Here is a 22,885-nt window from a genome sequence, read left to right on the forward strand (position 1 = left end):
CTCATCGCCGCTGAAGGGAGTGCTCCGCCTCGACGCGCGCGGCCAGGAGCTCCGCCCCGGCGGTCCGATAGAGCTCGGCGGCCGCCCCGGCGAGCCGTCCGGCCGAGGCCGGGTCCCCGCTTGCGGCGCAGCGGGCCCGCACCGCGAGCGCATCGGCCTCCAGGACGCCGAACCCGCGGGCGCGAGCGGTTTCCAGAGCGCGCTCCGCATGCCTGCCCGCGTCGGCGACGTCTCCTTGCCGCAGCAGCGCATTGGCCATGCCGATGGTCGCTCGCACCGCTACGAACGCGTACTCGGCCGCGAGCTCGAGCGCCCGCCGGAACGCGTCGCGGGCCGCCGGGACGTCGTCGACGCCCAAGTACGCTTCGCCCAATGTGGTCAGCAGCGCCGCCTGCGCGCGCTGGTCCCGCGCGATGAGCGTGAGGTCGTACCCCTGCTTCGCGGCGCTCACGGCGGCGTCGCCTTGGCCGCGTTGCGTGTGCAGCAGACTCAGTTCCTCCAGCGCGGAGAGCTCGCCGTGCAGGTTCGACGTTCGCCGGTGCCCCTCCAGCGCGGTGCGCAGCTGCGCTTCGGCGGCCGACGAGTGCCCGAGCTGGCGGAGCACCATCCCGAGGTTCGAGCGGTTGGCGAGGAGCGACTGCTCTCTTCCCGTCTGCCGATTGATGCGCATGGCGGCGCTGAAGTACGCCTCCGCCTCCGCGAGTCGGCCGCTGTCGGCGCACATGTAGCCCAGGCCGTTGAGCGTCACCGCGCGCACGTGCCCCAGCTCGTCGTCGCCGAGTTCGAGCGCGCGCTGGAAGGACTGCTCCGCTTCGGCCAGTCGGCCCTGCTCGGCCAGCACCCAGCCGATGTTGTGCCGCAGGTAGGCGGCGGCCTGCCGCCACCCGGCCGCGTCGGCGTGCCGGGCCCCTTCGGCGTAGGCGGCGAGCGCCTGCTCGTGGCGGCCGAGGGCCCACATCGCCTGCCCGCGGCTCATGTGCATCGCCGCCCGGGCGAAGGGATCGTCCTCCGCGACCGCCGCGCGCAGGCCCGCGTCGGTGGTGCGCAGCCATCGGTGGACCTGCCGGTGGGTCAAGAAGTACCCGCGGAGCTGGTCGGCGATCCGCCAGGCGAGGTGCCGGTGCGGCGCGGAGTCCGCGGTGCGCCGCACGAGGGCGACCAGCGCCGGCACCTCCGTGTGGAGCCACGCCAGCGCGGCCTCGTGCGAGTCGAACACGGCGCCCCGGTCATCACAGGTGGACCGGCGGACGAGCTGGGGGTACACCCACTCCATCGCCGCCGTCGTGACCCGCAGGCACCAGTCGTGGTACCGGTCGAGGTCCGCTGCGTACGCTTCGGGCCCGAGTTCGGCGAGCAACCTGTCGGCGTACAGGCCGAGCAGGTCGTGGAAGCGGAAGCGGTCGGCCGAGTACTGCAGGAGCATGTTGGCGTCCAGCAGCTCGCCGAGGACCCGGTCCGCTTCGGCCTGAGCGGCATCGAGCAGCACGGCGGTCGCGTCCAGGGAGAAGTCGTCCCCGGGGTGCAGCGCGCACAACCGGAACGCGCGCCGCGCGGCGTCGCTGAGTTCCTGGTAGCTGAGCTGGAAACTGGCCAGCACGCTGAGCTCTCCGGCGCTCAATTCGGCCAGTCGGCGGCTCTCGTCGCGCAGCCGACCCGCCAGATCGGCCACCGACCAGGCCGGCCGGCCGGCCAGTCGCGCCCCGGCGATGCGCAGCGCCAACGGCAGTCGCCCGCAGGCGGCGGTCAGTTCCCTGGCCGGCTGCGGTTCGGCGGCGATCCGCTGCGCGCCCGCGGCGGCGGCCAGCAGGTCGACGGCGTCCGCGACCGGCAGCGTGCCCAGGTCGACCGTGGCGGCGCCGACCAGGTCGGCCAGGCGCCGCCGGCTGGTCACCAGCACCGCGCAGCCTCCCGCTCCGGGCAGCAGGGGCGACAGCTGCGAGGCGTCCCTGGCGTTGTCGAGGATCATCAGCATCCGGCGGCCGTCGAGTTCGCTGCGCAGCAGCGCCGCAGCTTCGGCCTCGTCGGTGCCGATCCGCTCCCCGGCCACGCCCAGCGAGCGCAGGAACCGTCCGAGCACCTCCAACGGGGCGACCGGGGCGCTGGAGGCGCCGCGAAGGTCGGCGTAAAGCTGACCGTCCGGAAAGGATTCCCGGAGGCGCTGGGCCGCCTCCAGCGCCAGTGCGGTCTTGCCGATGCCGGCGGCGCCGTTCACGGCGACGGTCCGCGGCCTCGGCGCGTTTCCGGCCTCGGGCCGGTCGCCTCCGAGCGCCGCGACGACCCGGTCCAACTCCTGACCGCGCCCGACGAAGTCCGCAGGCGGCGCCGGCGCCTGCCTGACCGCGGAGCGGCGCCGCGGCGCCTGCCGTCCCATGCTCCAGCGCTGCCGCAGTACGCCCTGCTGGGCCTCGCGAAGCCGTTCGCCCGGGTCCATGCCGAGCTGGTCGGCGAGCGCGGCGCGCACCCGCTCGTAGGCGGCGAGCGCCTCAGCCTGCCGACCGCTCGCCGACAGGCTCATGATCAGCTCCGCATGGAGCGGCTCATGCAGTTCGAAGCGAGCGGCCAGCTCACGCAGGCGCGGCAGCACCTGCTCGCATTCGCCCAGCTCCCGCGCGATCGCGGCGTAAGCGCCGAGAACGGAGGTGTATTCGTCGGTCACGGCGGTCATCAGAGGGTCGTTTCGAAGGGCGTCCACGTCGGTTTCGCCGCGCCACAGCCGGACCGCTTCGCCGAAGCGGCCCAGCGCCCGTTCCGGGTCGTCTTCCCCGGCGCCTTGGGCGGCCAGCTCCCGGAATCGCGCCAGATCGAGCCGGGCCGGGTCCGGTTCAAGGCGGTACCCGCCCGCCGCGGTCTGGAGCATCCGCCCGGACGTCGATTCGTGCAGCACCCGGCGTAGCCGTCCGATGTAGGTGTGCAACAGGTTCGTCGCCGAGGGCGGTCGCCGCTCGCCCCAGAGCAGGTCCATCAGCTCTTCGCGCCCGACGGTGTCGCCTGCGCTCAGCGCGAGCCGCAGCAGGAGGCACTTCTGCTTGGCGGCGGTCAACGGGACGGGAACGCCGCCGCGCCATACTGCGAGCGGACCGAGCACGCCCAGTGTGACGGCCGATCCGGATGCGATCGGCTCCGCGTCCGGCGGTCGGGGGGCCGCCGACGCCGCCGCCGCGCCCGTCGGGAAGGCGGCGGCGAGGAGGCGGGCCTCGTGCCGGTCGTCCAATCCCAGGGCGAGCGCGAGGCCGTGGATCGAACGGCGCCGAGGCCGGCGGCTGCGCCCCTGCTCGAGGTCGCGGATCGCCGCCAGGCTGACGCCCGACTTCTCCGCGAGGTCCCGCTGCGTCAGGCCCCCGCGCTCGCGATAGGACTTCAGCAGCGCCCCGAACGGAGCCGGCGGTTCCAAGCGGTCGGACCCGCGGGCGACGCGGTCCTCGGCGGGTGTTCCCACGGTCATGCGCAGGTCCAGGCCACGGCGTCGGCGCGGTCGTGCCTGTGTTTCACTGCGGATGGCATCGTGTCGGTTCCTCATCGTCGAGTCCGGATCCGATCCCGCCGCGGGATCGCTGGTGAGGCGGAGAGGCCGCAACATCGATTCTGCGTCTGGGAAGGGCGGTTCACGAGGCGGAGGACCGGCGGGAATGCGGCAGTCTCGGCGAGGGCGATCGGATCGCCGCGGTCCGCATCGGCGCCCAGACGCTCGTGCTCGACGTCCCCGTCACCGGCGGCGTGACAAGCGAGTGGACGCGCTCAGCCTCGGCGCGCTCGCCGAAGGCCGACAAGGTCGAAGAGCGCCTCCCCCTGTTCCGTCAGCGGCTCGGACTCGACCCGATCGGTCTCGACCGGTCGCCCGGCCTCGCCGCCGAGGCCGGGCGCCGCCGTCTCGCCGAGCGGCTGCGCGAGCCGCGATGAGACCAGGCCCCGCGTTGCCGGTCCGTTCGGGAGCCCGCGAGTCCGCGGTTCGCTCGCCGGTGCTGACGCTGAGATGAACCCGCGGTGACGTTCCGTAGAGAACGCTTGCGCCTTTGATGCGGTATGTGGCCTATCGCTGCCGGATTGCGCCGTTGACCTGCGGAATTTCTGGCGGCTTCCAAGCGAATCGGCGGTGGCGTCCAAGTGAACGCGCGCTTGAATCGTGAAACCCCGGCTGCTACTGTGACGGAATTCATCGGCCGTCGAGACAACCGAAAACGTCTTGCAGCGCGTAGGCCGCAAGACGTGGTCGGCATTATCGTCTGCTTTTTGCAGAACACCGTTTTTGTCCGTTCGAGAGTTCCCTCAGAACTTCGTGTGCCCACCGCGGAGGTAACCCCCAGATGTACAGCCTGATGCTGCTCAACGGCGGGATCGGAAACCGCGTCGCAGCAGGCCGTCCCAAGCAGTTCATTGAAGTGGCGGGACGCCCGATCATCGTCTACTCGCTGGTCGCCGCCGACGCCGTGCCCGAGATCGACCAGATCGTCCTCAACTACCCCGAGGGGTTCCGCGAGGAGATCGAACACCTGGTCGCCGACTACGCCGTCCAGACGCCCGTCACCTACGTGGCGGCGGGCGCGAGCCGGCACGAGTCGGTCGCCGCCATGCTCCCCGAGTGCCGCAACGACCGCGTCCTCATCCACGAGTCCGCCCGTCCGCTGGTCGGCACCGCCGACTTCAAGCAGCTGGTCGCCGACCCCCGCGAGAACGTGAGTCTCATGCTCCCCATACCCTTCACCGTCGCCCCCGTCGACCCCGACACCGCCCTGGTCACCGGCTCGCTCGAACGCGACCGGCTGCGGAACGTCCAGCTTCCCCAGAAATTCCTCAAGGCGGACCTCGCCGAGGCGCACGAGCAGGCTCGCGACAGGCGGCTGGTGTTCACCGAGGACGCGACCCTGTGCGCCGTGACCGGCCACGAGGTCCACTTCATCGACGGCCAGGACACCAACATCAAGGTGACCACCCCGACCGACGTCAAGCTCGCCGGCTTCCTCCTCGGAGGCGACGACGATGCCTAAGTCCATCCTCATCACCGGCGCGTCCAAAGGGATCGGCGCGGCCACCGCCGAACGCTTCTTCTACGCCGACAACGACATCACCGACCTCATCCTCCTCGCCCGCGAATCCGAGGAGTTCGAGAAGCTCATCGGGCGGTTCGCCGACGACAACCCGCACGGCAAGCGCGTCTTCCCGCACTTCATCGACCTGGCCGACCGCGCGCGCATCGTCGGGCTCATGCGCGACGTCATGGCCGAGGCCGGCAAGGTCGACATCCTGATCAACAACGCCGGGTACACGGCCCCTTGCGCGCTCCAGCAGATCTCGTTCGCCGACTTCGAACGCACCATGGGGGTGAACGTCTACGCGCCGTTCACGATCGTGCAGGAGCTCCTCCACTGCGGCAACACCTTCGAGCTCATCGTGAACATCGCCTCCACCGCCGGGATGAGCGGCCGGCCCGGCTGGCTCACCTACGGCGCCTCCAAGGCCGCGGTGATCAACATGAGCGAGGCGATAAAGGAGGAGCTGTCGATCTACGGCACCCGCGTCGTCTGCATCTCACCCGGCCGCTGCGCGACCGACCTGCGCCGAAAACTCGCCCCGGACGAGGACCCCTCGACGATCATGCAGCCCGAGCACGTCGCCTCGGTGATCGACATGCTCGCCTCCGACGTGGGCCACCTCGTCGACAGCCAGAACTTCGTCGTACGCCGATAAGAGACCATCGAATGCTCCTTGAGATCACACAGCTCAGATACATCCGTGCGCTCCTGCCGAACACGCTGCCGGTGCTGTGCCACGCCGTCGTCCTCTTCGGCGTCTCGGGGGCCTGGCCCGCGGTGGGCCTGGCGCTGTCGGCGGCGACGCTGGCGTTCTACTGCTACCCCAGGGACACCAACGTGCCGGGCCGCTACGCCCCGGGCCGGATGCTGCTCGCGTTCACGCCGTTCACCGCGGCCGTCGCCGCGGGCTCGGAGGTCCCCGCCGCATGGGCGCTGGCCGCACTCGCCACGGCCGGGATGATCGCCGTGGAGGTGCTGCTGGCCCGGGTGGTGTCGGCGGCGAAGATCGCGACGGCGCACCTGCCCACGAACCCCTCCACCGCCGACTCGTTCCTGCGCCGGACCGTCCTGTACTACCTCTCGACGTTCGCGGTGCTGGCCGTGCAGGTGCCGCTGGTGTTCCCCGGGGCCGCGGCCGCGACCCCGTACGCGGTCGCACTGGCGGCGCTGCCGACGGCGGTGCTGGCCGCGGCGAAGTTCCTGGACCTCACCCACCGCGTCCTGCCGTCCACCGAGGACACCGCGCTGACGGTGGCGGAGGCGCTCGACCGGCTCGAACCGGCGTTCATGGTCTACTTCGCCGGGCCGCCGAACACCACCTACCAGCTCGAGATGTGGCTGCCGTACTTCGAGCGGATCCGCGGCGGGTACTTCATCATGACCCGCGAGCGGCACAACCTCCAGGCGCTCGCCGAGGCCACGGAACGGCCGGTGGTGTTCATCGAGGGCCAGGGCCCGATCGACCAGGTCATCCCCGCGTCGGTGAGCACGGTCTTCTACGTCAACAACGGCATGAAGAACACCCACCTGGTCCGCAACCCCGACCTGCGGCACATCCAGCTGCTGCACGGCGACTCCGACAAGGTCTCCAGCTACAACCCGGTCACGGGCATGTACGACCGGATCTTCGTCGCCGGACAGGCCGGCATCGACCGGTACGGGAACCACGGCGTCGCGATCCCGGCGGACAAGTTCGACATCGTCGGGCGCCCGCAGGTGTCGGTCCTCGACATACCCCGGACCGAGATCAGCGCCGTCAAGGCCCCGACGGTGCTCTACGCGCCGACGTGGACCGGCTTCTACGAGGACGCGAACTACTGCTCGCTCCCGCTGGGCCCCAAGCTGGTGAAGGCCCTGCTGGAGCGGGGCGCGACCGTCGTCTTCCGGCCGCACCCGTACACCGACCGCGACGACGGCGCGGCCCGCAAGCGGGCCGAGGTCGAGGACCTGCTGCGCGCCGACGCGGCCAAGACCGGCCGCGCCCACCTGTGGGGGGCCAGGGCCTGCGAGGAGATGACGCTGTTCGACTGCGTGGACGCCGCCGACGCCCTCGTCTGCGATGTCAGCGCCGTCGCCTCGGACTGGCTCTACACGGAGAAGCCGTTCGCGGTCGTCGACGCCCGCGACGAGGGCGCGAAGTTCGTGGAGACCTTCCCCCTCGCCCGCGTCGCCTACCGGATCGACGGCACCGGCGCGAACCTCGCCTCGGTGCTCGACGACCTGCTCAAGACCGACCCACTCGCGCACGAGCGGGCCCGGGAGAAGGTGTACTACCTCGGCGACTTCCCCGCCGAGACCTACGAGCAGGCGTTCATCGACACCGCCCAGCGCTACATCGGCGGCTCGCCCTCCTGAGCCCCTGCCAGGTCTGAGGAGCCCTGTCCGAGGAGCCCCGATGCCGGAACGGGGCCCTCGGACAGGGCCTTCTCGTCGCCGAAGCGGCGATGGGCGGACGCCTCGGCGGAGCCCGCCTCCGCTTGCCGGCGGTCTTTAGGATGACGGCCATGTCAGTGAACATTCATCTGCACCTCGACGTGGACGGCCTCGAGTCGCCGGACGAAGCCGACCGCGTCGGGGCGGCGGTCGACCTCGTCATGAAGGACCACGGGGTCGAGTCGTGGATGGTGGTGGGCGTCCACCGCGAACCGCCCTCCGTCACCGCCCGCAGCGAGCCCTACCCGATCATCGTCCGCGGGTTCGCCGAGTGGAGCAAGCGGGTCGAGCAGGACGTCGAGAGTTCGGTCCGCGCCATCGCGCCGAAGGCCCGCATCGGCCTCGACTGGGGCTTCCCCGACGAGGAGTGACGCTCCGCCCGCGACGCGGCACGGCTTCCCACCGAGAACCATCGCCGCACACGCTCGTCGGAGCCGCATCGCTTCCTCAGGCGTACGCGCGCGAGCAGCTCACCGGAGTTCGGCGGTGACGGCGTCCATCGAGGCGGTGAACGCCTCGACCGCCAGTTCCCGGTAGTCCGATTGCTGGTCGCCGCCGGTGTCGGTGGTGATGTAGTCGAACTGCGCGATCACGGCGACATCGCCCGTCACGGTCTCGAAGCGGAAGCGGTACATGTAGGAGAACAGGGAGTCGTCGCACGGTTCGTCGTCGCAAGGCCCTTCGCGCTCGATGTTCCCCGGCTCCGCCTGGTCGAGCGCCAGCAGGTCTTCCGCGGCGTCGGGGTCGTACTCGGGGTATCCGGCCTGCTGGAGCTGCTCTTCGGCGAGCACGCCGACGTTGAGCTCGGCCCGGCCGAACACCCCCGCCGCAGCGGCGGCGTCGAAGTAGTCTCCCGCGGGCTCGACATCGCATACGGAGGCGTTCGTCGCCCACCCCGTCGGCTCGTTGTAGTCGAGGACGTACTCGACGGCGTCCCCGTTCGGCAGTGCGACCGCCGTGCTGAAACCGTCGCAGACCGCCGCGTAGTCGAGCGCCCGCTGCGACGCCGATGCGGTCGCGGACGGCGAAGGGCCCTCCTCGGGCTCCTCCGGCCCGCCGCAACCCGCGAGCAGCAGGACGGCGGCCGCTCCCGGCACCAGGGCTCTCATGATCCGCTCAACTCCGTCTCGTACTCGGGTCCGCCCTCATCGTCGCCTCCGGGAGTCGTGTCGGTGACGTAGGGGGGAGCCCCCGGGACCGGGACCTCCCGGCCGCTGCGGTCGGTGTCCTTCGCCCAGTCCTCGGCGCGGCTCGGAGCGGCGCCCTCGTCCCAGTCCTGCATGATCGCATCGAAGGCGGCCTTGCGGTCCCCGTCCTCCGAGGCGTAGGCCTCGACCAGCGGAAGGGGCATCACCTCGTAGAGGTCGCCGGCACTCCGTGCTCTGCCGCGACGCCCTCCGGCCGCCGCCGCGCGTGCGGAGGGGCGACCATGGGTATGCGAAGGCATGTTCTTCGACTCCTGGGGCGGTCTGCTCCGCGTGGTGGTCCTCGGGCTGTGCGCCTACGTGTCGCTGTTGGCGGTGCTGCGGCTGTCGGGCAAGCGGACCCTGGCCAAGATGAGCGCCTTCGACCTCGTGGTGACGGTGGCGCTGGGTTCGACTCTGGCCACGATCCTGCTCACCTCCGATGTGGCGCTGGCCGAGGGCGTCCTGGGCTTCGCGGTGCTGATCGGCGCCCAATTCGTGGTCGCCTGGGCCTCGGTGCGGTGGCGGCGGTTCCGTGAAACGGTCGATGCGGCGCCCACGCTGCTGGTGTGGCGGGGGCGGTTCCGCGATCAGGCGCTGCGAAGCCAGCGCGTGACACGCCCCGAGGTGCTGCAGGCGGCGCGCTCCCGGGGAGTGGGGGACCTGGACCGGGTGGCGGCGGTCGTGCTGGAGGCGGACGGTTCGTTCAGCGTCATCACGTCCGAATCGGCCGGCGACCTCAGCGCACTCGAGGACGTGCCGGATCTGCCACGGGAATGACCCGATCTCCTCCTGTGGCCGACGGCCCCCTGGGGTCCAGGAGTCGTGGCGCCACCTTGACCTGCAAGGGCTCGTCTCGGGCTCCGGGCCGGAAGCCGCAGGAGCGGCCGTACGGACCGGCCGCGTCGGTGTTCCCGACTCACCCCCCGGTCAGCGGATGATCCGAGTCGTCCTCGTGGAACTCGGCGCCGGTGGACCGGCCGGCCCATCCACCAGTTGCCGGGGCTTCGGGGTCGGTGCTCGACCAGTACTCGACCACCGCGCCGACGAACTCCTCGGCGCTCATCTCGCCGCCGCCGTCGGCGCCTGGTTCGAGACGGACTGACTTCTCATAAGTTTTAAAACGGTCAAAGCATACTTTCATGTGAATCGAGAACAGAGTCGCGTCGTGCGTCGGGCACGGCGGAGCCCCAGATCGCTCTCGAACGCCTTCACGCGCATCCCGGAGCCGGCGGCGGGCGGCGTTCCGGAACAAGGAGTCTCAGCGCTCCGATGCGGGAATGCGACCGTAGGGGCGCGGGCCGTAGCCGCGCCGGAGACGGGCCTCGGTCTCGCGGTCCAGCGTCACCTCCACGTTGACACCGGAGTGGTAGCGGTCGCGGACCGTCATCCCCTTGAGCGGGTAGACCCTGGAGAGCCAGAGGCGGCGGACGGCTTCGGTGCCGACCTCGGTGACGAGTGCTCGGGGCTGGTTGTCGCGGCGTTCGACCACGACCACCGCGGCGCCGTCCTCGACCTCGATCCGAACCCTGCGGACTCCGCGGCGGTGCTCGCGCAGGTCCCTTTCCAGGTCCTCGAGGAGCCGCGCCTGCCTCGCGTTGACGGGTTTCGCGCCGATTCGCGCCAGTTTCGTGACGCCGGTGAGCAGCAGCATGACCACGGCCCAGCCGCCTCCGAGCGTGCAACCGGCCATGTCCAGGCCGCCGATGGCGATGAGCCAGACCCAGACGGCCAGGACCGCCGTCGAGGTCGTCTTCCAGAACACCTTGGGGTACCAGCGCATCCACCAGAACCGAGGCTCGGGCAGGAGGGCGGAGTTCACGACCACCGAGTCGAAGATCCGGTCGAGCGGTCCGCGTCGGGCCGGGCGGGGCGGGTCGGTCAGATCGGCGAGCAGCTCCTCGGCGCGGCCCAGGGGGGTCGAGGCGTAGAGCGCCTCGAGTCGCTCGTCGTATTCGGACAGGTCGAGTCTTCCGTCGTCGAGGGCCTTCTTGAGCTGCGCGGCGATGTCCTTGCGCTCGCGATGGCTCGGGAGCCGGTCGCGGCCGCGCAGGTCCGACAGGAGCCCGGCGAGTTCGCTGTCGAGGGTCGCCTCGACCGCCAGCTCGACGCGGACCTCGCGCTCTTCGAGATCGATCCGGCCGTCGCCGTAGGCGGCCTCGATTTCGGCCAGCGCCGCCGCCCGTTCGGAGTCGTCCGCGCGAGCGTGCAGTTCGACGGCCAGACCGTCCAGGTCCGCAACGCGCTTCACGCGGTCGATCCGCTTCTCGAAGCGGTCGTGGTCGTCGGCTCCGACCCGGCCGTCGGCGACGGCGGTCCGGAGTTCGGCGACGAGCCTGGCGCGGTCGTCGAAGGCCGCGAGCAGGTCCGCCGGTTCGGCCGCCGGCCAGCCCGGAAGGCCTTTGAGGACCTTGGCGAGCGCCGCATAGGTCGTGCACTCGACGAGCTCCTGCACTCGTCTGCCGTGCTCGGCCCCCGTCAACCGCCCGGAGGCGACGCCGTCGCCCAGGAGCTGGAGCGCCAGGTCCCGGTCTTCGCGGCGGGGGCGGGCGGCAGGGATCCAGTCGCGCCTCCCGCGAGAGGCGGGGAGATCGGCGACCAGGTCGGCGAGTTCGCCGCGGGTCTTGGCGGCGGGAAGGGCGTCGGCCCGTCGGGCGTGCTCGGCGTCGTCGAGTCGGCCTTCCCCCAGGGCGATATCGAGGATTCGGCGTACCTGGTCACGTTGGGCGTTGGTGCCGCGTTGCGCGGGAAGCCCGTCGGTGGACCATCCAAGAGTCATGAGACGCGATTCTAGTTCTGATGCGAACGAGGCCTTCGATGGAGCGGCGCGCGGTACTCGGTGCGCTCGGCATCGGAGGGGAGGCCCCGCCCCCATGATGGGGTCTGACGTTGCAGCGGTGTCCGTTCCCGGGCACCTGCTCGAGCCGTGTCCGGAGGCCGGGGCGTTGGGCCTGAGGGCATATGGTGACCGCATGCATCTGGACGAGGGCCGAAGGGCGGCCGCGGCGGGGGACTGGCTGGCCGCCGGGCACGCCTTCGTCCGTGCCGCCGCAGAAGGCGGCACGGAAGGCGCCGAGCTGGCGGTTCACGCGGCTGCCGAGCTCGTGCCGCTGGCGGAGGGCGGATCCGCGGAGGCCGCCGCGCTGCTCGCGGGGATTCACCTCGAGCACTCCGACGAGACCGCCCTGCCCACGGCCCTGAAGTACGCTCGCGCAGCGGCCGAGGCGGGGGTCCCGGCGGGACAACGCGTCTACGGTCACATGCTGGCCCAGGGCCTCGGTGTCGAAGCCGACCGCGCGCATGCCGCCGAGCTGTTCCGCGCCGCCGCCGACGGCGGGGACGCCTACGGCGCCTTCAACCTCGCCCAGCTGGTCGGCGACCCCGAGGAGTCCATGCGCTTGCTGGCGGCCGCCGCGCAAGGGGGCGTCGTGCTCGCGGGCGCGGTCCTCGCCGACCGGCTGTCGGGGCTGGACCGCGACGAGGAGGCGCTGGGCTGGTACGTCTGGGCGGCCGAGCGCGGGCACACGGGGGCGATGCACGCGGCCGCCTGCTGGTACCGCGACGGGTTCGGCAGCGCGCCGGATCCGGTGCAGGCGGTGCGCTGGTGGTTCACCATGCTCGCGCACGGTGAGGGGGACGGCGTCCATGACGCGATAGCACTGGCCAGGTCCGGGGCGCTGGACGAGCGTCAGATCCGCGAAGCCGGACGTCTCGCCGGAACCCCCGCATCGGCGGAGGCCCTCATCGACACCGTCTCGTCCCCGGAGCCCGAGCCGCCGACGCAACGCGGGTAGGCCGTCACGCCCGCCGAAACGACTGTGCGATACGGGAGCCGGATGATCCGCGTTCGCGGACAAAGCCGGTGCGGGCCGAACCCTGGATGTGGGAAGGTCGCAGTGCCCTCTTTTCGAACGGAACCAGTGCGATGACCGACCTGAACACCATGACCCTCTGGCGCCCATGCGGACCGGCCGAGCTAGCCCTGGTCCGCGAGTCGGGCTGGACCGCCTGGCCGCCGCGCCTCCCTGAGCAGCCGATCTTCTACCCCGTCCTCAATGAGGACTACGCGGTGAAGATCGCCCGCGACTGGAACGCGCCCCGCGACGGCGTCGGCTACGTGACCCGCTTCGAACTCGACCGCGCCTTCGCTCAGCGATACCCGGTCCAGCAGGCCGGCGGCGAGACCATCCTCGAACTCTGGGTCCCGGCCGAGGAGCTCGAGGAGTTCAACCGCCACATCATCGGCCCGATCGAAGTCGTAGGCGAGTATCAGGCCGCCGATGCGTCCGTAGAGGAGACGAGGCCGAGATGAACCGCGTCGAATTCGACATCGCGGCGGACGACGAACCGCACCTGGAGATCAAGATCGACGGAGTGCCGCTCGAAGCGATCGCCAGGCGAGCCGAGCTGCCTTCGGCCAGAGCCGACCGGCAGGAGCGTCTGGCCGGGGCCTACAGCGGGTTGACTTGCCTGGAGGCGGTTCGCTGGCCCAGTCGGCACTTCCTCGGTGATCCGGCACTGCCCGGAGACCGGTCTGACGAGACCGTGCTGCTCGGCTGCGGCTGCGGTGATTGGGGCTGCTGGCCGCTGTTCGCGAAGGTCGACGTCTTGGAAGCGACGGTGACATGGCGTGCCTTCAGGAACGGACACCGGCCCGCCTGGGACCTGAGCGACCTCGGACCGTTCGAGTTCGACCGCGGCCGATACGAGTCGGCCCTGCGAACGACAGCCGAGGCATGATCCTCAGCCCTCGGTCGTATGAAACGCGATAGGCCCAGACCTTGCGATCGGGGCCTATCTGTCTGCAGGGATCATCGAGGCATACGGGAACCTGTACTTGCAGGTCGCGACAGTGCGAACCCGATGGGGACCGTTCGGCCTACGTCGCGGGCGGACGAGACCAGAGAGCGGCGATCGGAGCTGCGATCAGCCGGTCGCCGAGGGCGAATGAGCGTGGACCGGTGTGAAGGACCGCGCCTCCGAGGAATCGGTCGCCGAGCTCGTCGCGAAGCCACGCCAGATGGCGCGCGTCCCTCGTTGAGACCGCCGCCGCCGATTTGAACTCGAATCCGAACACGGCCCCATCAGGGTATTCGGCGAGCAGATCGATCTCATGTCGCTGCTCGGCGGTTCGAAGGTGATAGAGCGTGGGGTCCGACTCGGAAAGCCTGGCTTCGGCGCGCAGCTGACTGACCGTGAACGTATCGAGCAGGCGTCCCAGCAGGTCGCCGTCGCGGCGAAGGCCAGCACGATCCACTTGCAGGATCGCGCAGGCGAGGCCGGGATCGATGATGTAGCGCTTCGGGGCTTTGACCAGGCGCTTGAGCCGGTTGTTCCACCACGCGGGCATTTCATCGACGATGAGGAGGCTCTGCATCAGGCGGTCGTACTCACGGGCGGTCCGAGCGTCGATGCCGGCTGCCTCGTACAAGCTCTTCGCGGTCGGGACGCCTGCGGAGTTGAGGCAGAGCACTTGGAGGTAGCGGCGGAGCCGCAGCGGGTCGCGGCCGCTGTCGAGCAGTTCGGCGTCCCGCCTGACGACCTGATCGACGTAGGCGCGGAGCCAGCGCCGCCGCAACGGCTCGGACGGTGCGAGGACCGCGTCGGGATAGCCGCCGCGCAGCGTGAAGTCGAGATAGTCGTTCAGAGCGAGGTCGGTGGCCGGGCCGCGAAGCGCCTCGATCGATTCGGCGCGGATGCGATCGAAGAGCGGTTCGACGTCGGCTCCGCCCTCGATCTCTCTCTGCATGAGTCCGAACATCTCGACTCGGATCGCGCGCCCCGTCAACGGCCAGCCCTCGGCATCGAGATCCGATCGGACAGAACCGGTGATCAGATAGGAGCCCGGTCCCGGGCGCGAGTCCACGGCCCGCTTGACGGCGCCCAGCACTCCCGGTACCTCCTGCCACTCGTCAAGGAGCACCGGCCGGGGCTCCTGAAGCGCTCCATCGGGATCCGCCTTCACCGCCGTGGCTTCCGCCTCGCGGTCCAGGCGGATCCGTGTCCGGGCGTATCGACTGGCGGTCGTGGTCTTGCCGCAAGCCCGCGGTCCGACCACGAGCATGGCCGGGAAGCCCTCGAGAAGTTCGGTGATGAGGCGGTCTGCGGCCCTTGGGACATAAGCGCTGCTCAAGCCAGTAGAATACCAAGTTCGCACAGGTTTCAACGCTAATCTTGCACGTGTCGCAATGCAAATTCTGCGCACCGTCTTCCGCTCAAGGACTGGCCGTCGCCTCGTGCGTCGGGATTCAGAGATCCGTGCTCGCCGACGGCATCGAGTGAACCTGCTGTCGCAGGGTGAGGGTGTGCACTGGGCGCTGGAACGTGACGAAGCCATACCGCGAATCGATACATGGCATGGATCTGTTCGTGTCGTTGAGCTGAACGGGTGAGGCAATCGAGCCGCAGCCCGGAGGCTGCGGCTCGAATAAAATCCATCTGCAGGCCTCATCGAAGCCTATGGGAACTTGTTTTCGCAGGTAGAGGCGGTATATGCCCGCATGGCGGGTCAGACTGGTCGGAAGACGGGAAATGCGACCGGTACCGGCCACGGCTGAACTCAGGACAGCATCACGGCAAAGTTATGACTGTAGCGTCGGCGAATCTGTTATTATGGTCGTTGATCCGTCTGGTATCGTCACCGCATGCCGAACCTGCTGCCCCGTCGGGCGCTCACCCATCTGAACGAGCGCGTCGACGTGTTTCGAGCGGTCGTGGTCGGTGGTCCTCGGCAAGCGGGAAAGACCACGCTGCTGCGACAGCTGCATGCTGAACGAGGCGGGACCTTCGCGACACTCGATGATCCGACCGTTCTCCAGACGGTCCGGGCCGACCCGTCGGGATTCGCTGGATATGGTTCGGCGCCGCGGATCTTCGACGAGGTCCAACGCGGTGGCGATGATCTTCTGCTCGCGGTCAAGCGGCTCATGGATCTCGACGATGCGCCCGGCCAGTTCGTGTTGTCGGGCTCGACGCGGTTTCTGACGGTACCGACATTGTCAGAGTCACTGGCGGGGCGAGCGGTGTTCGTCGACCTCTGGCCGTTGAGCGCCGCCGAGCGGACGAGGTCAGAGGTCGATGCGCCCGCGCTCCTGTTCGATCGGGAGCGACTGTTGCAATCGACTCCGGTATCGCAATGGGGCAGGAGCGACTACTTCAAACTCATCTGCGAGGGAGGCTATCCGGAGGCGATCCGAATCCGGTCCGAATCGCTTCGCGCGGACTGGTTCGACAGCTATGTTTCCACGGTGGTGCTGCGGGACGTCGCGGAGTTCGCAGACATTCGCCATGCCAACCTGGTGCCGCAGCTCCTGCGCTTGGTCGCCGCGCGTAGCGGGTCGAACCTGGTGTTCTCCGACCTCGCCAAGAGCCTCGAACTCAACCACGCCACCGTCCGCGACTATCTCGGCTATCTCGACATCGTCTACCTGACCGCGAAACTGCCGACATGGTCGACCAACCTGACCTCGAAGCTCATCAAGACCCCGAAGGCCTACGTCACCGACTCGGGTCTGACGGCATCACTGCTCGGAGCCGACCTGGCCTCGGTGTCCGCCCCTGGACACCCGCTCGCAGGGCCGCTGGTGGAGACCTTCGTGTTCGCCGAGCTGACCCGGCAGCTGACGGTGAGCGCGATCAGGGCCGGGCTGCACTTCTACCGCGACCGGGACGGCCGCGAGATCGACTTCGTGCTCGAACGCAGAGACGGAGCGGTAGTGGCCATCGAGGTCAAGGCCTCGGCGACGGTGCGGTCCGACTCGTTCAAGCACCTCCATTGGCTCCGTGATCGACTCGGTGACCGGTTCCACGCGGGCTATGTCCTCTACCTGGGCGAGGAGCTGAGGCCGTTCGGACCTGACATGGCAGCCGTTCCCCTCTCCGCGCTCTGGAGCGGGGAGCCCCTGCCGTGACCGCCGCTTCGACGTATTGAAGCCCACGGCAACTTGGGACGCCCGGCAACTCGAACAGGGAAAGCGAAGGGCCCCTCCGACGTATCGGAGAGGCCCTTCGCACAATCTGCAGGAGTGACAGGACTCGAACCTGCAACCCTCGGTTTTGGAGACCGATGCGCTACCAATTGCGCCACACTCCTCCGCCCGTCCGGTCGCCCGGCCTGGCCGCAACTATCTTACGTGCCGCTTCCAGGCCGGTGCAACCGGGTTGGCGTGGGCGTCGTCGCCGGTTACGAGGCCGGGACGACCGAGCCGTCCGCCCAGGTGTCGAGGATGAACTGCTTCACCTCGTCCGACTGGAGCAGCTCGGCGAGCTTCTGGACGTCCTCGTTGTCCTTGTTCGCCTCGGTCGCCACCAGGTAGTTCGCGTACGGGTTGCCGTCGGGCGACTCGGAGTGGAGCGCGTCCTCGGCCGGGCTCAGGTCGGCCTCCAGGGCGTAGTTGCCGTTGATCACCGCGGCGTCCACGTCCGGCAGGGAGAGCGCGAGCTGCGCGGCCTCGAGCGGGACGAACTCCAGGTTCTTCGGGTTCTCCGCGATGTCGTCCTCCGTGGCGAGGGTCGCGTCCACGCCCTCGGCCAGGGTGATCAGCCCCGCGTCGGCGAGCAGGGCGAGCGCGCGGCCGCCGTTGGAGCCGTCGCCCGGGATCGCGACCTGGCCGCCCTCGGGGATCTCCTCGATCGAGGCGGCCTTGTCCGAGTACAGGCCCAGCGGCTCGATGTGCACCGCGGCCACGGTGACCAGGTCGGTGCCGTTGGCGGCGTTGTACTCGTCCAGGTAGGGCTCGGTCTGGAAGAAGTTCGCGTCCACGGAGCCGTCCGAGGTCGCCACGTTCGGCTGCACGTAGTCGGTGAACTCCTCCACCTCGATCGTGAGCCCGGCGTCCTCGGCCAGGTTCTCGGCGATGTAGTTGAGGATGTCGGCGTGGGGGACCGGCGTCGCGGCCACGACCACGGTGCCGTTGGTCTCAGTGGCCTCCGAGCCTCCGTCCTCGCCGCACGCGGCCAGGGTCAGGGCGGTGGCGCCGGCGATGGAGGCGCCCAAAAGGGCACGACGATTGAACACGGTGTTCTCCTAAAGGTGGGGAAATTACTTCAGCGGCGGTCGAGGGTGCGGGCGCACCGGTCGCCGAGGATCTGGAACAGCTGCACGAGCACGACGAGGATCACCAGGGGCCAGATCATGTACTCGGTCTGGAAGCGCTGGTAGCCGTAGCGGTAGGCCAGGTCGCCCAGGCCCCCGCCGCCCACGATCCCGGCCATGGCCGAGTACGAGACGACGGCCACGAGCGTCACGGTGAACCCGCGGATCAGGCCCGGCGTCGCCTCGGGCAGGACCACCCGCCACACGAGCGCGGGCGTCGACGCGCCCATCGACCGGGCCGCCTCGATGAGGCCCGGCTGGACTTCGAGGAGGGCGCCCTCGACGAGGCGCGCGAAGAACGGGATCGACGCGACGGTGAGCGGGACGATCGCCGCCTCGGTGCCGATGCTCGTGCCCGTGATCAGGCGCGTCAGCGGCACGACCGCGACCATGAGCAGCACGAACGGCGCACTGCGCCCGATGTTGACGATCAAGCCGAGCGGCGCGTTCACCACGGGGATCGGCCTCGGGCCGGTCTTCGAGGTGACGTAGAGGACCGTGCCGAGGACGAGGCCTCCGAGGAGGGTCCACGCGCCCGAGACGGCGACGATGTGCAGGGTCTCCCAGAACGCTTCGGTGAGCAGTTCGACGAGGCGGTCAGACATCGCGGTCGCCTCCGACCGGCACGATCGGCGCCTCCGAGTGCGCGACCTCTTCGCCGAGCAGGCGCGCCGCCAGGCGTCGCGCCTGGCCCCCGAGGCGCGAGTCCGCGTCCGCGAGGAGCTCCGGGACCCGGCCGGTCTCCACGAACCGGCCCCGCTCCATGACGGCGGCGCGGTGGCAGATCCGGGTGATCACCTCGAGCTCATGCGTGATGAGCAGGATGGTGAGACCGAGTTCGCGGTTGAGCCGCGCCAGCAGGTCGAGGATCTCGTCCGTGGTCTCGGTGTCAAGCGCGCTCGTGGCCTCGTCCGAGAGCAGGACGGCCGGGTCGGCGGCCAGCGCCCGGGCGATCGCCAGGCGCTGGCGCTGGCCCCCCGAGAGCTGCCCCGGGTAGGCCTTCGCCTTGTCCGACAGCCCGACCAGGTCGAGCAGTTCGAGCGCCCGGGCGTGCCGCGCCGCGCGCGGCGCCCCCCTGAACCTGAGCGGCAGCCCCACGTTGGCGGCGGCGCTGCGGTTCGACAGGAGGTTGAAGTGCTGGAAGATCATCGCGGTCCTGGACCGCGCGGCCCGCAGCTCGCGGCCGCGCAGCGCCGTCAGCTCCGCGCCGTCGACCTCCACGGTGCCCGCGTCGGGACTGGTCAGGAGGTTCGCGGTGCGCAGGAGCGTCGACTTGCCGGCGCCGGAGCGCCCGAGGATGCCGAAGATCTCGCCCGAGGCGACCTCGAGGTCGACCGCGTCGAGCGCGACAGTGCCCTTGGAATGCTTCGTGTCGCCGAAGCGCTTGGTGACGCCGGACAGGCGGATGCTGGGACTGGAGTCCATGTGAAGGGAAGATCGCTTTCGCTGTGGGTGATCGCCGCTTCGGGGCGCGGCGTTGCGGGGACCCTCAGCAGGCGCACATTCGGCAGCACGGCGCCGCGGCGCCGGGGGCGTCGCTGAGGCGGTCGAGGTGCTGCGCGTTCATAGCCCAGAAGTCAAGCAGGGATTCGTGCCGAATCCAAGTTCCTGTGACGAACGCCGCGTCATCGGAAGGACACCGAGCTGAGATAGGGTTCGCCCATGACTGTTGCGACGATTCCCGCCCCGGCGTTCGCGATCGAGCGGTTCAAGCTCGCCAACGGCCTGAGAGTGGTCCTCGCGCCGGACCCGGGGGCGCCCGTGGTCGGGGTCGCGGTGGTGTACGACGTGGGGATGCGGTCGGAACCCGAGGGACGCACCGGTTTCGCCCACCTGTTCGAGCACATGATGTTCCAGGGCTCCCACAACGTCGGCAAGGCCGAGCACATGCGGCACGTCCAGTCCGCCGGCGGCACCTTCAACGGCTCGACCCACATCGACTACACCGACTACTTCAACCTCCTGCCCTCCAACGGCCTCGAACTGGCCCTCTTCCTCGAGGCCGACCGCATGCGCGGCCCGGCGATCACCGAGGAGAACCTGGCCAACCAGGTCAGCGTCGTCAAGGAGGAGATCCGGGTCAACGTCCTCAACCGCCCCTACGGCGGCTTCCCCTGGATCAAGCTCCCGCCGGTCATGTTCGACACCTTCGCGAACTCCCACGACGGCTACGGCTCCTTCGTCGACCTCGACGCGGCCACCGTCGAGGACGCCCAGTCGTTCTTCGACGACTACTACGCCGCCTCGAACGCGGTCCTCAGCGTCGCGGGCGACTTCGACCCCGTCGAAGCCCGCGAACTGGTCGAACGCCACTTCGGGAACGTCGAGGCCCGCCCCGCCCCGGTCCACCCGCCCTTCGACGAGCCCGACCTCACCGACGAGCGCCGCCACTCCTACGTGGACGAGCGGGCCACCCTCCCGGCCGTCGCCGTCGCCTGGCGCGTCCCCGACCCGGTCGCCGAACTCGACGGCTTCCTCCCGTACGTGGTCCTCGGCGAACTCCTCACCGACGGCGACGCCTCCCGCCTCGTCGAGCGGCTCATCCACACCGACCGCACCGCGACCGCCGTCGCCGCGCACACCACCTTCATGGCCGAGCCCTTCGCCTCCCGCGGCCCCACCGCCATGCTCGTCCAGGCGTTCCTGCCGCCCGGCACCGCCGTCGACGCCGTCCTCGCGCAGGTCGACGAGGAGCTCGCGCGCGTCGCCGCCGGCGTCGACGAGGCCGAGCTCGACCGCGTCAAGGCCCGCGTCGCCGCCCAGCTCCTGCGCGGCGACGACTCGGTCATGGGCCGCTCCCGGCGCCTCGCGACCGCCGAGATCTTCCACGGCGACGCCCGCCTCGCCACCCGCTTCGCCGCCCTGCTCGGCGAGGTCACCGCCGCATCCGTCGCCCAGGCCGCCGCCGCGCTGACACCGCAGCGCCGCGCCGTCCTCGAAGTCGTCCCAGGAGGAGCCCAGCAGTGAGCAACGCCGTCCCCGGTCTCGCACCGGAAGTCCCGCTGTCCCTGCCCGTCCCGACCGAGCGGACCCTCCCGAACGGCCTCCGGGTGCTGCTGGCGCGCCGCCCCGGCGTCCCGCTCGCCGAGGTGCGCCTGTCGGTCCCGGCCGCGCACACCGACCTCGCCGTCGCCGACCTGCTCGCCGCCGCGCTCTTCTCCGGCACCGAGACCAATTCGATGACCGAGATCGCCCAGCGCCTCCAAGGAGTCGGCGGCGCCCTCGGCGCCGGGTCCGACCCCGACCGGATCGCCGTCTCCGGCAACAGCCTCGCCACCGGCCTGCCCGAACTCCTCGACGTCCTCGGCGACCTCCTCAAGGCCGCCGACTACCCCGAGGGGCCGTTCGCGGTCGAGCGGTCCCGCATGATCGACGGCCTCTCGGTCGCCGAGCAGCAGCCCGACTTCCAGGTCAACCGCGTCCTCGACGCCCGCCTGTGGGGCGACCACCCCTACGGCCACCAGCAGCCCACCGCCGCCGAGGTCGCCGCCGTCGAACGCGAGGCCGTCCGCGCCCTCCACGCCGCCCGCGTCCACCCGGCCGGTGCCCGCCTGGTCATCGTCGGCGACATCGACACCGACGCCACCGGCGCCGCCGTCGAGAAGGCCCTCGGCGACTGGAACGGCGCGGGCGAGGGGCGTGCCATGGAGCCGCTGCCCGAGCCCGTTCCCGGACCGCTCGTCCTGGTCGACCGGCCCGGCTCGGTCCAGTCCGCTCTGCGCGTCGCCTACCCGGCCGTCGACCGCACCCACCCCGACAACGCCGCCCAGCACCTGGCGAACCTCGTCTTCGGCGGCTACTTCTCCTCCCGCCTGGTCATGAACCTGCGCGAGACCAAGGGCTACGGCTACTCGCCGCGCTCGCGCGTCGACCACGCCCCGGCCGGGTCGATCCAGCTCGCCGCCGTCGACGTCGCCACCGAGGTCACCGGCCCGGCCCTCGTCGAGCTGCGCGGCGAACTGCGCGGCATGGCCGAGCGCCCGCCCGGCATCGAGGAGCTCGACCTGGCCCGCCGCTACGCGCTCGGCTCGGTCAAGCTCGCCACCGCCACCCAGGCCGGCCTCGCCAACTACATCTCGGTGCTCGCCGCCGCGGGCCTGCCGCTCGCCTGGCTCACCGAGCACTCCGAGCGCATCCGCGAGGTCACGCCCGCCGACGTCCAGCGCGTCGCGGCCGAACGCCTCGACCCCGACCGGGCGGTCACCGTCGTCCTCGGCGACGGCGCCGAGATCCGCGACGACCTCGTCCAGTTCGGCGAGATCGAGGCGCGATGACGCACCCGCCGCTGTCGATCGATGTGATCGACCGCTTCGCCGAGCGCCGCGGCGACGACGAGTGGCTCGCGGCCGCGTGGGAGCAGGCGCAGATCGTCGTCTGCGACCCCGGCAACGACCGCATCGACGCCGACGAGGAGGGCCTCCACTACTACGACGCGGCGACCGCGCCCGACGGCGAGCGGATCTACCTCGGCGGCGAGGACCCGCCGGTGTTCGCCGTCCTCGGCGACCTGCCCGACGGCCTCCCCGGCCGCGGGATCAGGCCCGACTGGGACCGGCGCGACCTCGCGATCGCCGTGCAGGCCATCGGCATCGCCAACTGGCACGCGACCTACCGGTTTCACCCGACCACCGGCGAGCCGCTCGCGTCCCGCCAGTCCGGCTGGGAACTGGCCGCGGCCTCGGGCCGCCCGGTCTTCCCGCGCACCGACCCGGCCGTGATCGTCCTCATCGACGACGGCGCCGACCGCGTCCTCCTCGCCCAGCACCAGCGGTACGGCGGCCAGCCCAAGGGCTCGACGCGCTCGGGCCGGTACGCCTGCATCGCCGGGTTCGTCGAACCGGGCGAGTCCGCCGAGGCCGCGGTCCACCGCGAGGTCGGCGAGGAGGTCGGGATCAAACTCGACCGGCTCGAGTACGTCTCCAGCCAGCCGTGGCCCTACCCGCGTTCGCTCATGCTCGCCTACCGTGCCAGCGCCGACGCCTCGCAGCCCCTGACGCTCCAGACGGAGGAGATCGCCGACGCCCGCTGGTTCACGCGCGACGAGGTCCGCGAGATGTGGCTCGAGACCGCCGACGGCGTGCCGAGCGCCGTGCGGATCTCGGTGGCGCGCTTCCTCATCGAAGGCTGGCTCGAGGAGGCGCCCTAGA

The 22,885-nt window shown here is 70.5% G+C and carries 22 protein-coding genes and 1 tRNA gene; 13 read left to right on the plus strand and 10 right to left on the minus strand.

Annotation, left to right across the window (positions count from 1 at the left end; genetic code table 11):
* Position 1: 1 nt before the first annotated feature.
* Positions 2–3,442, minus strand: a complete 3,441-nt coding sequence (locus tag LO763_RS19365) for a BTAD domain-containing putative transcriptional regulator (protein WP_230787520.1) — start codon at positions 3,440–3,442, stop codon at positions 2–4.
* Positions 3,443–3,687: 245 nt separating this feature from the next.
* Here LO763_RS19365 and LO763_RS19370 point away from each other — a divergent pair, with 245 nt between their 5' ends.
* From LO763_RS19370 to LO763_RS19390, 5 genes are all read left to right on the plus strand, one after another.
* The gene (locus tag LO763_RS19370; protein WP_230787524.1) at positions 3,688–3,897 is read left to right on the plus strand and encodes a hypothetical protein; all 210 of its coding nucleotides are present in this window, start codon (positions 3,688–3,690) and stop codon (positions 3,895–3,897) included.
* Between the two features lie 404 nt (positions 3,898–4,301).
* A complete protein-coding gene (locus LO763_RS19375; protein ID WP_230787528.1) occupies positions 4,302–4,982 on the plus strand; it encodes an IspD/TarI family cytidylyltransferase in 681 nt (226 codons plus the stop codon).
* A complete protein-coding gene (locus tag LO763_RS19380) occupies positions 4,975–5,682 on the plus strand; it encodes an SDR family NAD(P)-dependent oxidoreductase (RefSeq protein ID WP_230787532.1) in 708 nt (235 codons plus the stop codon). Before LO763_RS19375 ends, LO763_RS19380 begins: the two co-directional genes overlap by 8 nt.
* An 11-nt stretch (positions 5,683–5,693) precedes the next feature.
* Positions 5,694–7,382 (plus strand): CDP-glycerol glycerophosphotransferase family protein, encoded by a 1,689-nt coding sequence (locus tag LO763_RS19385; RefSeq protein WP_230787535.1) that lies wholly within the window; start codon positions 5,694–5,696, stop codon positions 7,380–7,382.
* A gap of 149 nt (positions 7,383–7,531) precedes the next feature.
* On the plus strand, positions 7,532–7,831 hold the full coding sequence (locus LO763_RS19390; RefSeq protein ID WP_230787538.1) for a hypothetical protein: 300 nt from the start codon (positions 7,532–7,534) through the stop codon (positions 7,829–7,831).
* 99 nt (positions 7,832–7,930) lie between these two features.
* Here the strand turns inward: LO763_RS19390 and LO763_RS19395 are convergent, their stop codons facing one another.
* Together LO763_RS19395 and LO763_RS19400 are read right to left on the minus strand one after the other, a co-directional pair.
* Entirely contained in the window at positions 7,931–8,569 is a 639-nt protein-coding gene (locus tag LO763_RS19395; protein WP_230787542.1) for a hypothetical protein, read from the minus strand.
* Positions 8,566–8,811, minus strand: a complete 246-nt coding sequence (locus LO763_RS19400) for a hypothetical protein (RefSeq protein ID WP_230787544.1) — start codon at positions 8,809–8,811, stop codon at positions 8,566–8,568. The genes LO763_RS19395 and LO763_RS19400 overlap by 4 nt, the downstream gene beginning before the upstream one ends.
* Positions 8,812–8,905: 94 nt before the next feature.
* Between LO763_RS19400 and LO763_RS19405 the strand changes: the two genes are divergently transcribed.
* Positions 8,906–9,424: a DUF421 domain-containing protein gene (locus tag LO763_RS19405; RefSeq protein WP_230787547.1), complete on the plus strand. Its 519-nt coding sequence runs from the start codon at positions 8,906–8,908 to the stop codon at positions 9,422–9,424.
* Positions 9,425–9,563: 139 nt separating this feature from the next.
* On the opposite strand, the gene LO763_RS19410 is transcribed toward LO763_RS19405, so the two are convergent.
* Both LO763_RS19410 and LO763_RS19415 read right to left on the minus strand, forming a co-directional pair.
* Complete coding sequence (locus LO763_RS19410) at positions 9,564–9,710, minus strand: hypothetical protein (protein WP_230787549.1); 147 nt, start codon at positions 9,708–9,710, stop codon at positions 9,564–9,566.
* 195 nt (positions 9,711–9,905) lie between these two features.
* Positions 9,906–11,423: a DUF1707 domain-containing protein gene (locus LO763_RS19415; protein ID WP_230787555.1), complete on the minus strand. Its 1,518-nt coding sequence runs from the start codon at positions 11,421–11,423 to the stop codon at positions 9,906–9,908.
* A gap of 193 nt (positions 11,424–11,616) precedes the next feature.
* Between LO763_RS19415 and LO763_RS19420 the strand changes: the two genes are divergently transcribed.
* The 3 genes from LO763_RS19420 (at position 11,617) to LO763_RS19430 (ending at position 13,384) form a co-directional block, all read left to right on the plus strand.
* Positions 11,617–12,438 (plus strand): tetratricopeptide repeat protein, encoded by an 822-nt coding sequence (locus LO763_RS19420; RefSeq protein WP_230787557.1) that lies wholly within the window; start codon positions 11,617–11,619, stop codon positions 12,436–12,438.
* A gap of 131 nt (positions 12,439–12,569) precedes the next feature.
* Positions 12,570–12,956, plus strand: a complete 387-nt coding sequence (locus tag LO763_RS19425; RefSeq protein WP_230787559.1) for a hypothetical protein — start codon at positions 12,570–12,572, stop codon at positions 12,954–12,956.
* Positions 12,953–13,384 (plus strand): hypothetical protein, encoded by a 432-nt coding sequence (locus LO763_RS19430; protein WP_230787560.1) that lies wholly within the window; start codon positions 12,953–12,955, stop codon positions 13,382–13,384. Before LO763_RS19425 ends, LO763_RS19430 begins: the two co-directional genes overlap by 4 nt.
* Before the next feature lie 139 nt (positions 13,385–13,523).
* Here LO763_RS19430 and LO763_RS19435 read toward each other — a convergent pair whose 3' ends face one another.
* Positions 13,524–14,777, minus strand: coding sequence for an ATP-binding protein (locus LO763_RS19435; protein WP_230787562.1), 1,254 nt, complete (start codon positions 14,775–14,777; stop codon positions 13,524–13,526).
* Positions 14,778–15,288: 511 nt separating this feature from the next.
* Here LO763_RS19435 and LO763_RS19440 point away from each other — a divergent pair.
* Entirely contained in the window at positions 15,289–16,554 is a 1,266-nt protein-coding gene (locus LO763_RS19440) for an ATP-binding protein (protein WP_230787564.1), read from the plus strand.
* A 109-nt stretch (positions 16,555–16,663) separates the two neighbouring features.
* Here the strand turns inward: LO763_RS19440 and LO763_RS19445 are convergent.
* The 4 genes from LO763_RS19445 to LO763_RS19460 all read right to left on the minus strand — a co-directional run bounded on the left by LO763_RS19445 (position 16,664) and on the right by LO763_RS19460 (position 19,163).
* Positions 16,664–16,736: transfer RNA gene (locus tag LO763_RS19445), tRNA-Trp, on the minus strand.
* A 90-nt stretch (positions 16,737–16,826) separates the two neighbouring features.
* Positions 16,827–17,660, minus strand: coding sequence for a MetQ/NlpA family ABC transporter substrate-binding protein (locus LO763_RS19450; protein WP_230787566.1), 834 nt, complete (start codon positions 17,658–17,660; stop codon positions 16,827–16,829).
* 29 nt (positions 17,661–17,689) lie between these two features.
* Positions 17,690–18,343, minus strand: coding sequence for a methionine ABC transporter permease (locus LO763_RS19455; protein WP_230787569.1), 654 nt, complete (start codon positions 18,341–18,343; stop codon positions 17,690–17,692).
* Positions 18,336–19,163, minus strand: coding sequence for a methionine ABC transporter ATP-binding protein (locus tag LO763_RS19460; RefSeq protein ID WP_230787576.1), 828 nt, complete (start codon positions 19,161–19,163; stop codon positions 18,336–18,338). Before LO763_RS19460 ends, LO763_RS19455 begins: the two co-directional genes overlap by 8 nt.
* A gap of 237 nt (positions 19,164–19,400) precedes the next feature.
* Here LO763_RS19460 and LO763_RS19465 point away from each other — a divergent pair, with 237 nt between their 5' ends.
* From LO763_RS19465 to nudC, 3 genes are read left to right on the plus strand one after another with little or no spacing between them, the layout of a single operon-like run.
* Positions 19,401–20,705, plus strand: coding sequence for a M16 family metallopeptidase (locus LO763_RS19465; RefSeq protein WP_230787580.1), 1,305 nt, complete (start codon positions 19,401–19,403; stop codon positions 20,703–20,705).
* Positions 20,702–22,012, plus strand: coding sequence for a M16 family metallopeptidase (locus LO763_RS19470; protein ID WP_230787582.1), 1,311 nt, complete (start codon positions 20,702–20,704; stop codon positions 22,010–22,012). The genes LO763_RS19465 and LO763_RS19470 overlap by 4 nt, the downstream gene beginning before the upstream one ends.
* Positions 22,009–22,884, plus strand: a complete 876-nt coding sequence (gene nudC / locus LO763_RS19475; protein WP_230787584.1) for an NAD(+) diphosphatase — start codon at positions 22,009–22,011, stop codon at positions 22,882–22,884. The genes LO763_RS19470 and nudC overlap by 4 nt, the downstream gene beginning before the upstream one ends.
* The last annotated feature ends 1 nt before the right edge of the window (position 22,885 follow it).

The organism is Glycomyces amatae (assembly GCF_020991375.1).
Lineage (GTDB): Bacteria > Actinomycetota > Actinomycetes > Mycobacteriales > Micromonosporaceae > Glycomyces > Glycomyces amatae.

What these genes read in the sequence shown, in the direction of transcription:
- LO763_RS19460 (WP_230787576.1), bottom strand. Translation starts at nt 19,163, where the DNA reads ATGGACTCCAGTCCCAGCATCCGCCTGTCCGGCGTCACCAAGCGCTTC.
- LO763_RS19405 (WP_230787547.1), top strand. Translation starts at nt 8,906, where the DNA reads ATGTTCTTCGACTCCTGGGGCGGTCTGCTCCGCGTGGTGGTCCTCGGG.
- LO763_RS19385 (WP_230787535.1), top strand. Translation starts at nt 5,694, where the DNA reads ATGCTCCTTGAGATCACACAGCTCAGATACATCCGTGCGCTCCTGCCG.
- LO763_RS19455 (WP_230787569.1), bottom strand. Translation starts at nt 18,343, where the DNA reads ATGTCTGACCGCCTCGTCGAACTGCTCACCGAAGCGTTCTGGGAGACC.
- LO763_RS19425 (WP_230787559.1), top strand. Translation starts at nt 12,570, where the DNA reads ATGACCGACCTGAACACCATGACCCTCTGGCGCCCATGCGGACCGGCC.
- LO763_RS19375 (WP_230787528.1), top strand. Translation starts at nt 4,302, where the DNA reads ATGTACAGCCTGATGCTGCTCAACGGCGGGATCGGAAACCGCGTCGCA.
- LO763_RS19410 (WP_230787549.1), bottom strand. Translation starts at nt 9,710, where the DNA reads ATGAGCGCCGAGGAGTTCGTCGGCGCGGTGGTCGAGTACTGGTCGAGC.
- LO763_RS19465 (WP_230787580.1), top strand. Translation starts at nt 19,401, where the DNA reads ATGACTGTTGCGACGATTCCCGCCCCGGCGTTCGCGATCGAGCGGTTC.
- LO763_RS19395 (WP_230787542.1), bottom strand. Translation starts at nt 8,569, where the DNA reads ATGAGAGCCCTGGTGCCGGGAGCGGCCGCCGTCCTGCTGCTCGCGGGT.
- LO763_RS19415 (WP_230787555.1), bottom strand. Translation starts at nt 11,423, where the DNA reads ATGACTCTTGGATGGTCCACCGACGGGCTTCCCGCGCAACGCGGCACC.
- nudC (WP_230787584.1), top strand. Translation starts at nt 22,009, where the DNA reads ATGACGCACCCGCCGCTGTCGATCGATGTGATCGACCGCTTCGCCGAG.
- LO763_RS19440 (WP_230787564.1), top strand. Translation starts at nt 15,289, where the DNA reads ATGCCGAACCTGCTGCCCCGTCGGGCGCTCACCCATCTGAACGAGCGC.
- LO763_RS19400 (WP_230787544.1), bottom strand. Translation starts at nt 8,811, where the DNA reads ATGCCCCTTCCGCTGGTCGAGGCCTACGCCTCGGAGGACGGGGACCGC.
- LO763_RS19430 (WP_230787560.1), top strand. Translation starts at nt 12,953, where the DNA reads ATGAACCGCGTCGAATTCGACATCGCGGCGGACGACGAACCGCACCTG.
- LO763_RS19390 (WP_230787538.1), top strand. Translation starts at nt 7,532, where the DNA reads ATGTCAGTGAACATTCATCTGCACCTCGACGTGGACGGCCTCGAGTCG.
- LO763_RS19420 (WP_230787557.1), top strand. Translation starts at nt 11,617, where the DNA reads ATGCATCTGGACGAGGGCCGAAGGGCGGCCGCGGCGGGGGACTGGCTG.
- LO763_RS19365 (WP_230787520.1), bottom strand. Translation starts at nt 3,442, where the DNA reads ATGACCGTGGGAACACCCGCCGAGGACCGCGTCGCCCGCGGGTCCGAC.
- LO763_RS19380 (WP_230787532.1), top strand. Translation starts at nt 4,975, where the DNA reads ATGCCTAAGTCCATCCTCATCACCGGCGCGTCCAAAGGGATCGGCGCG.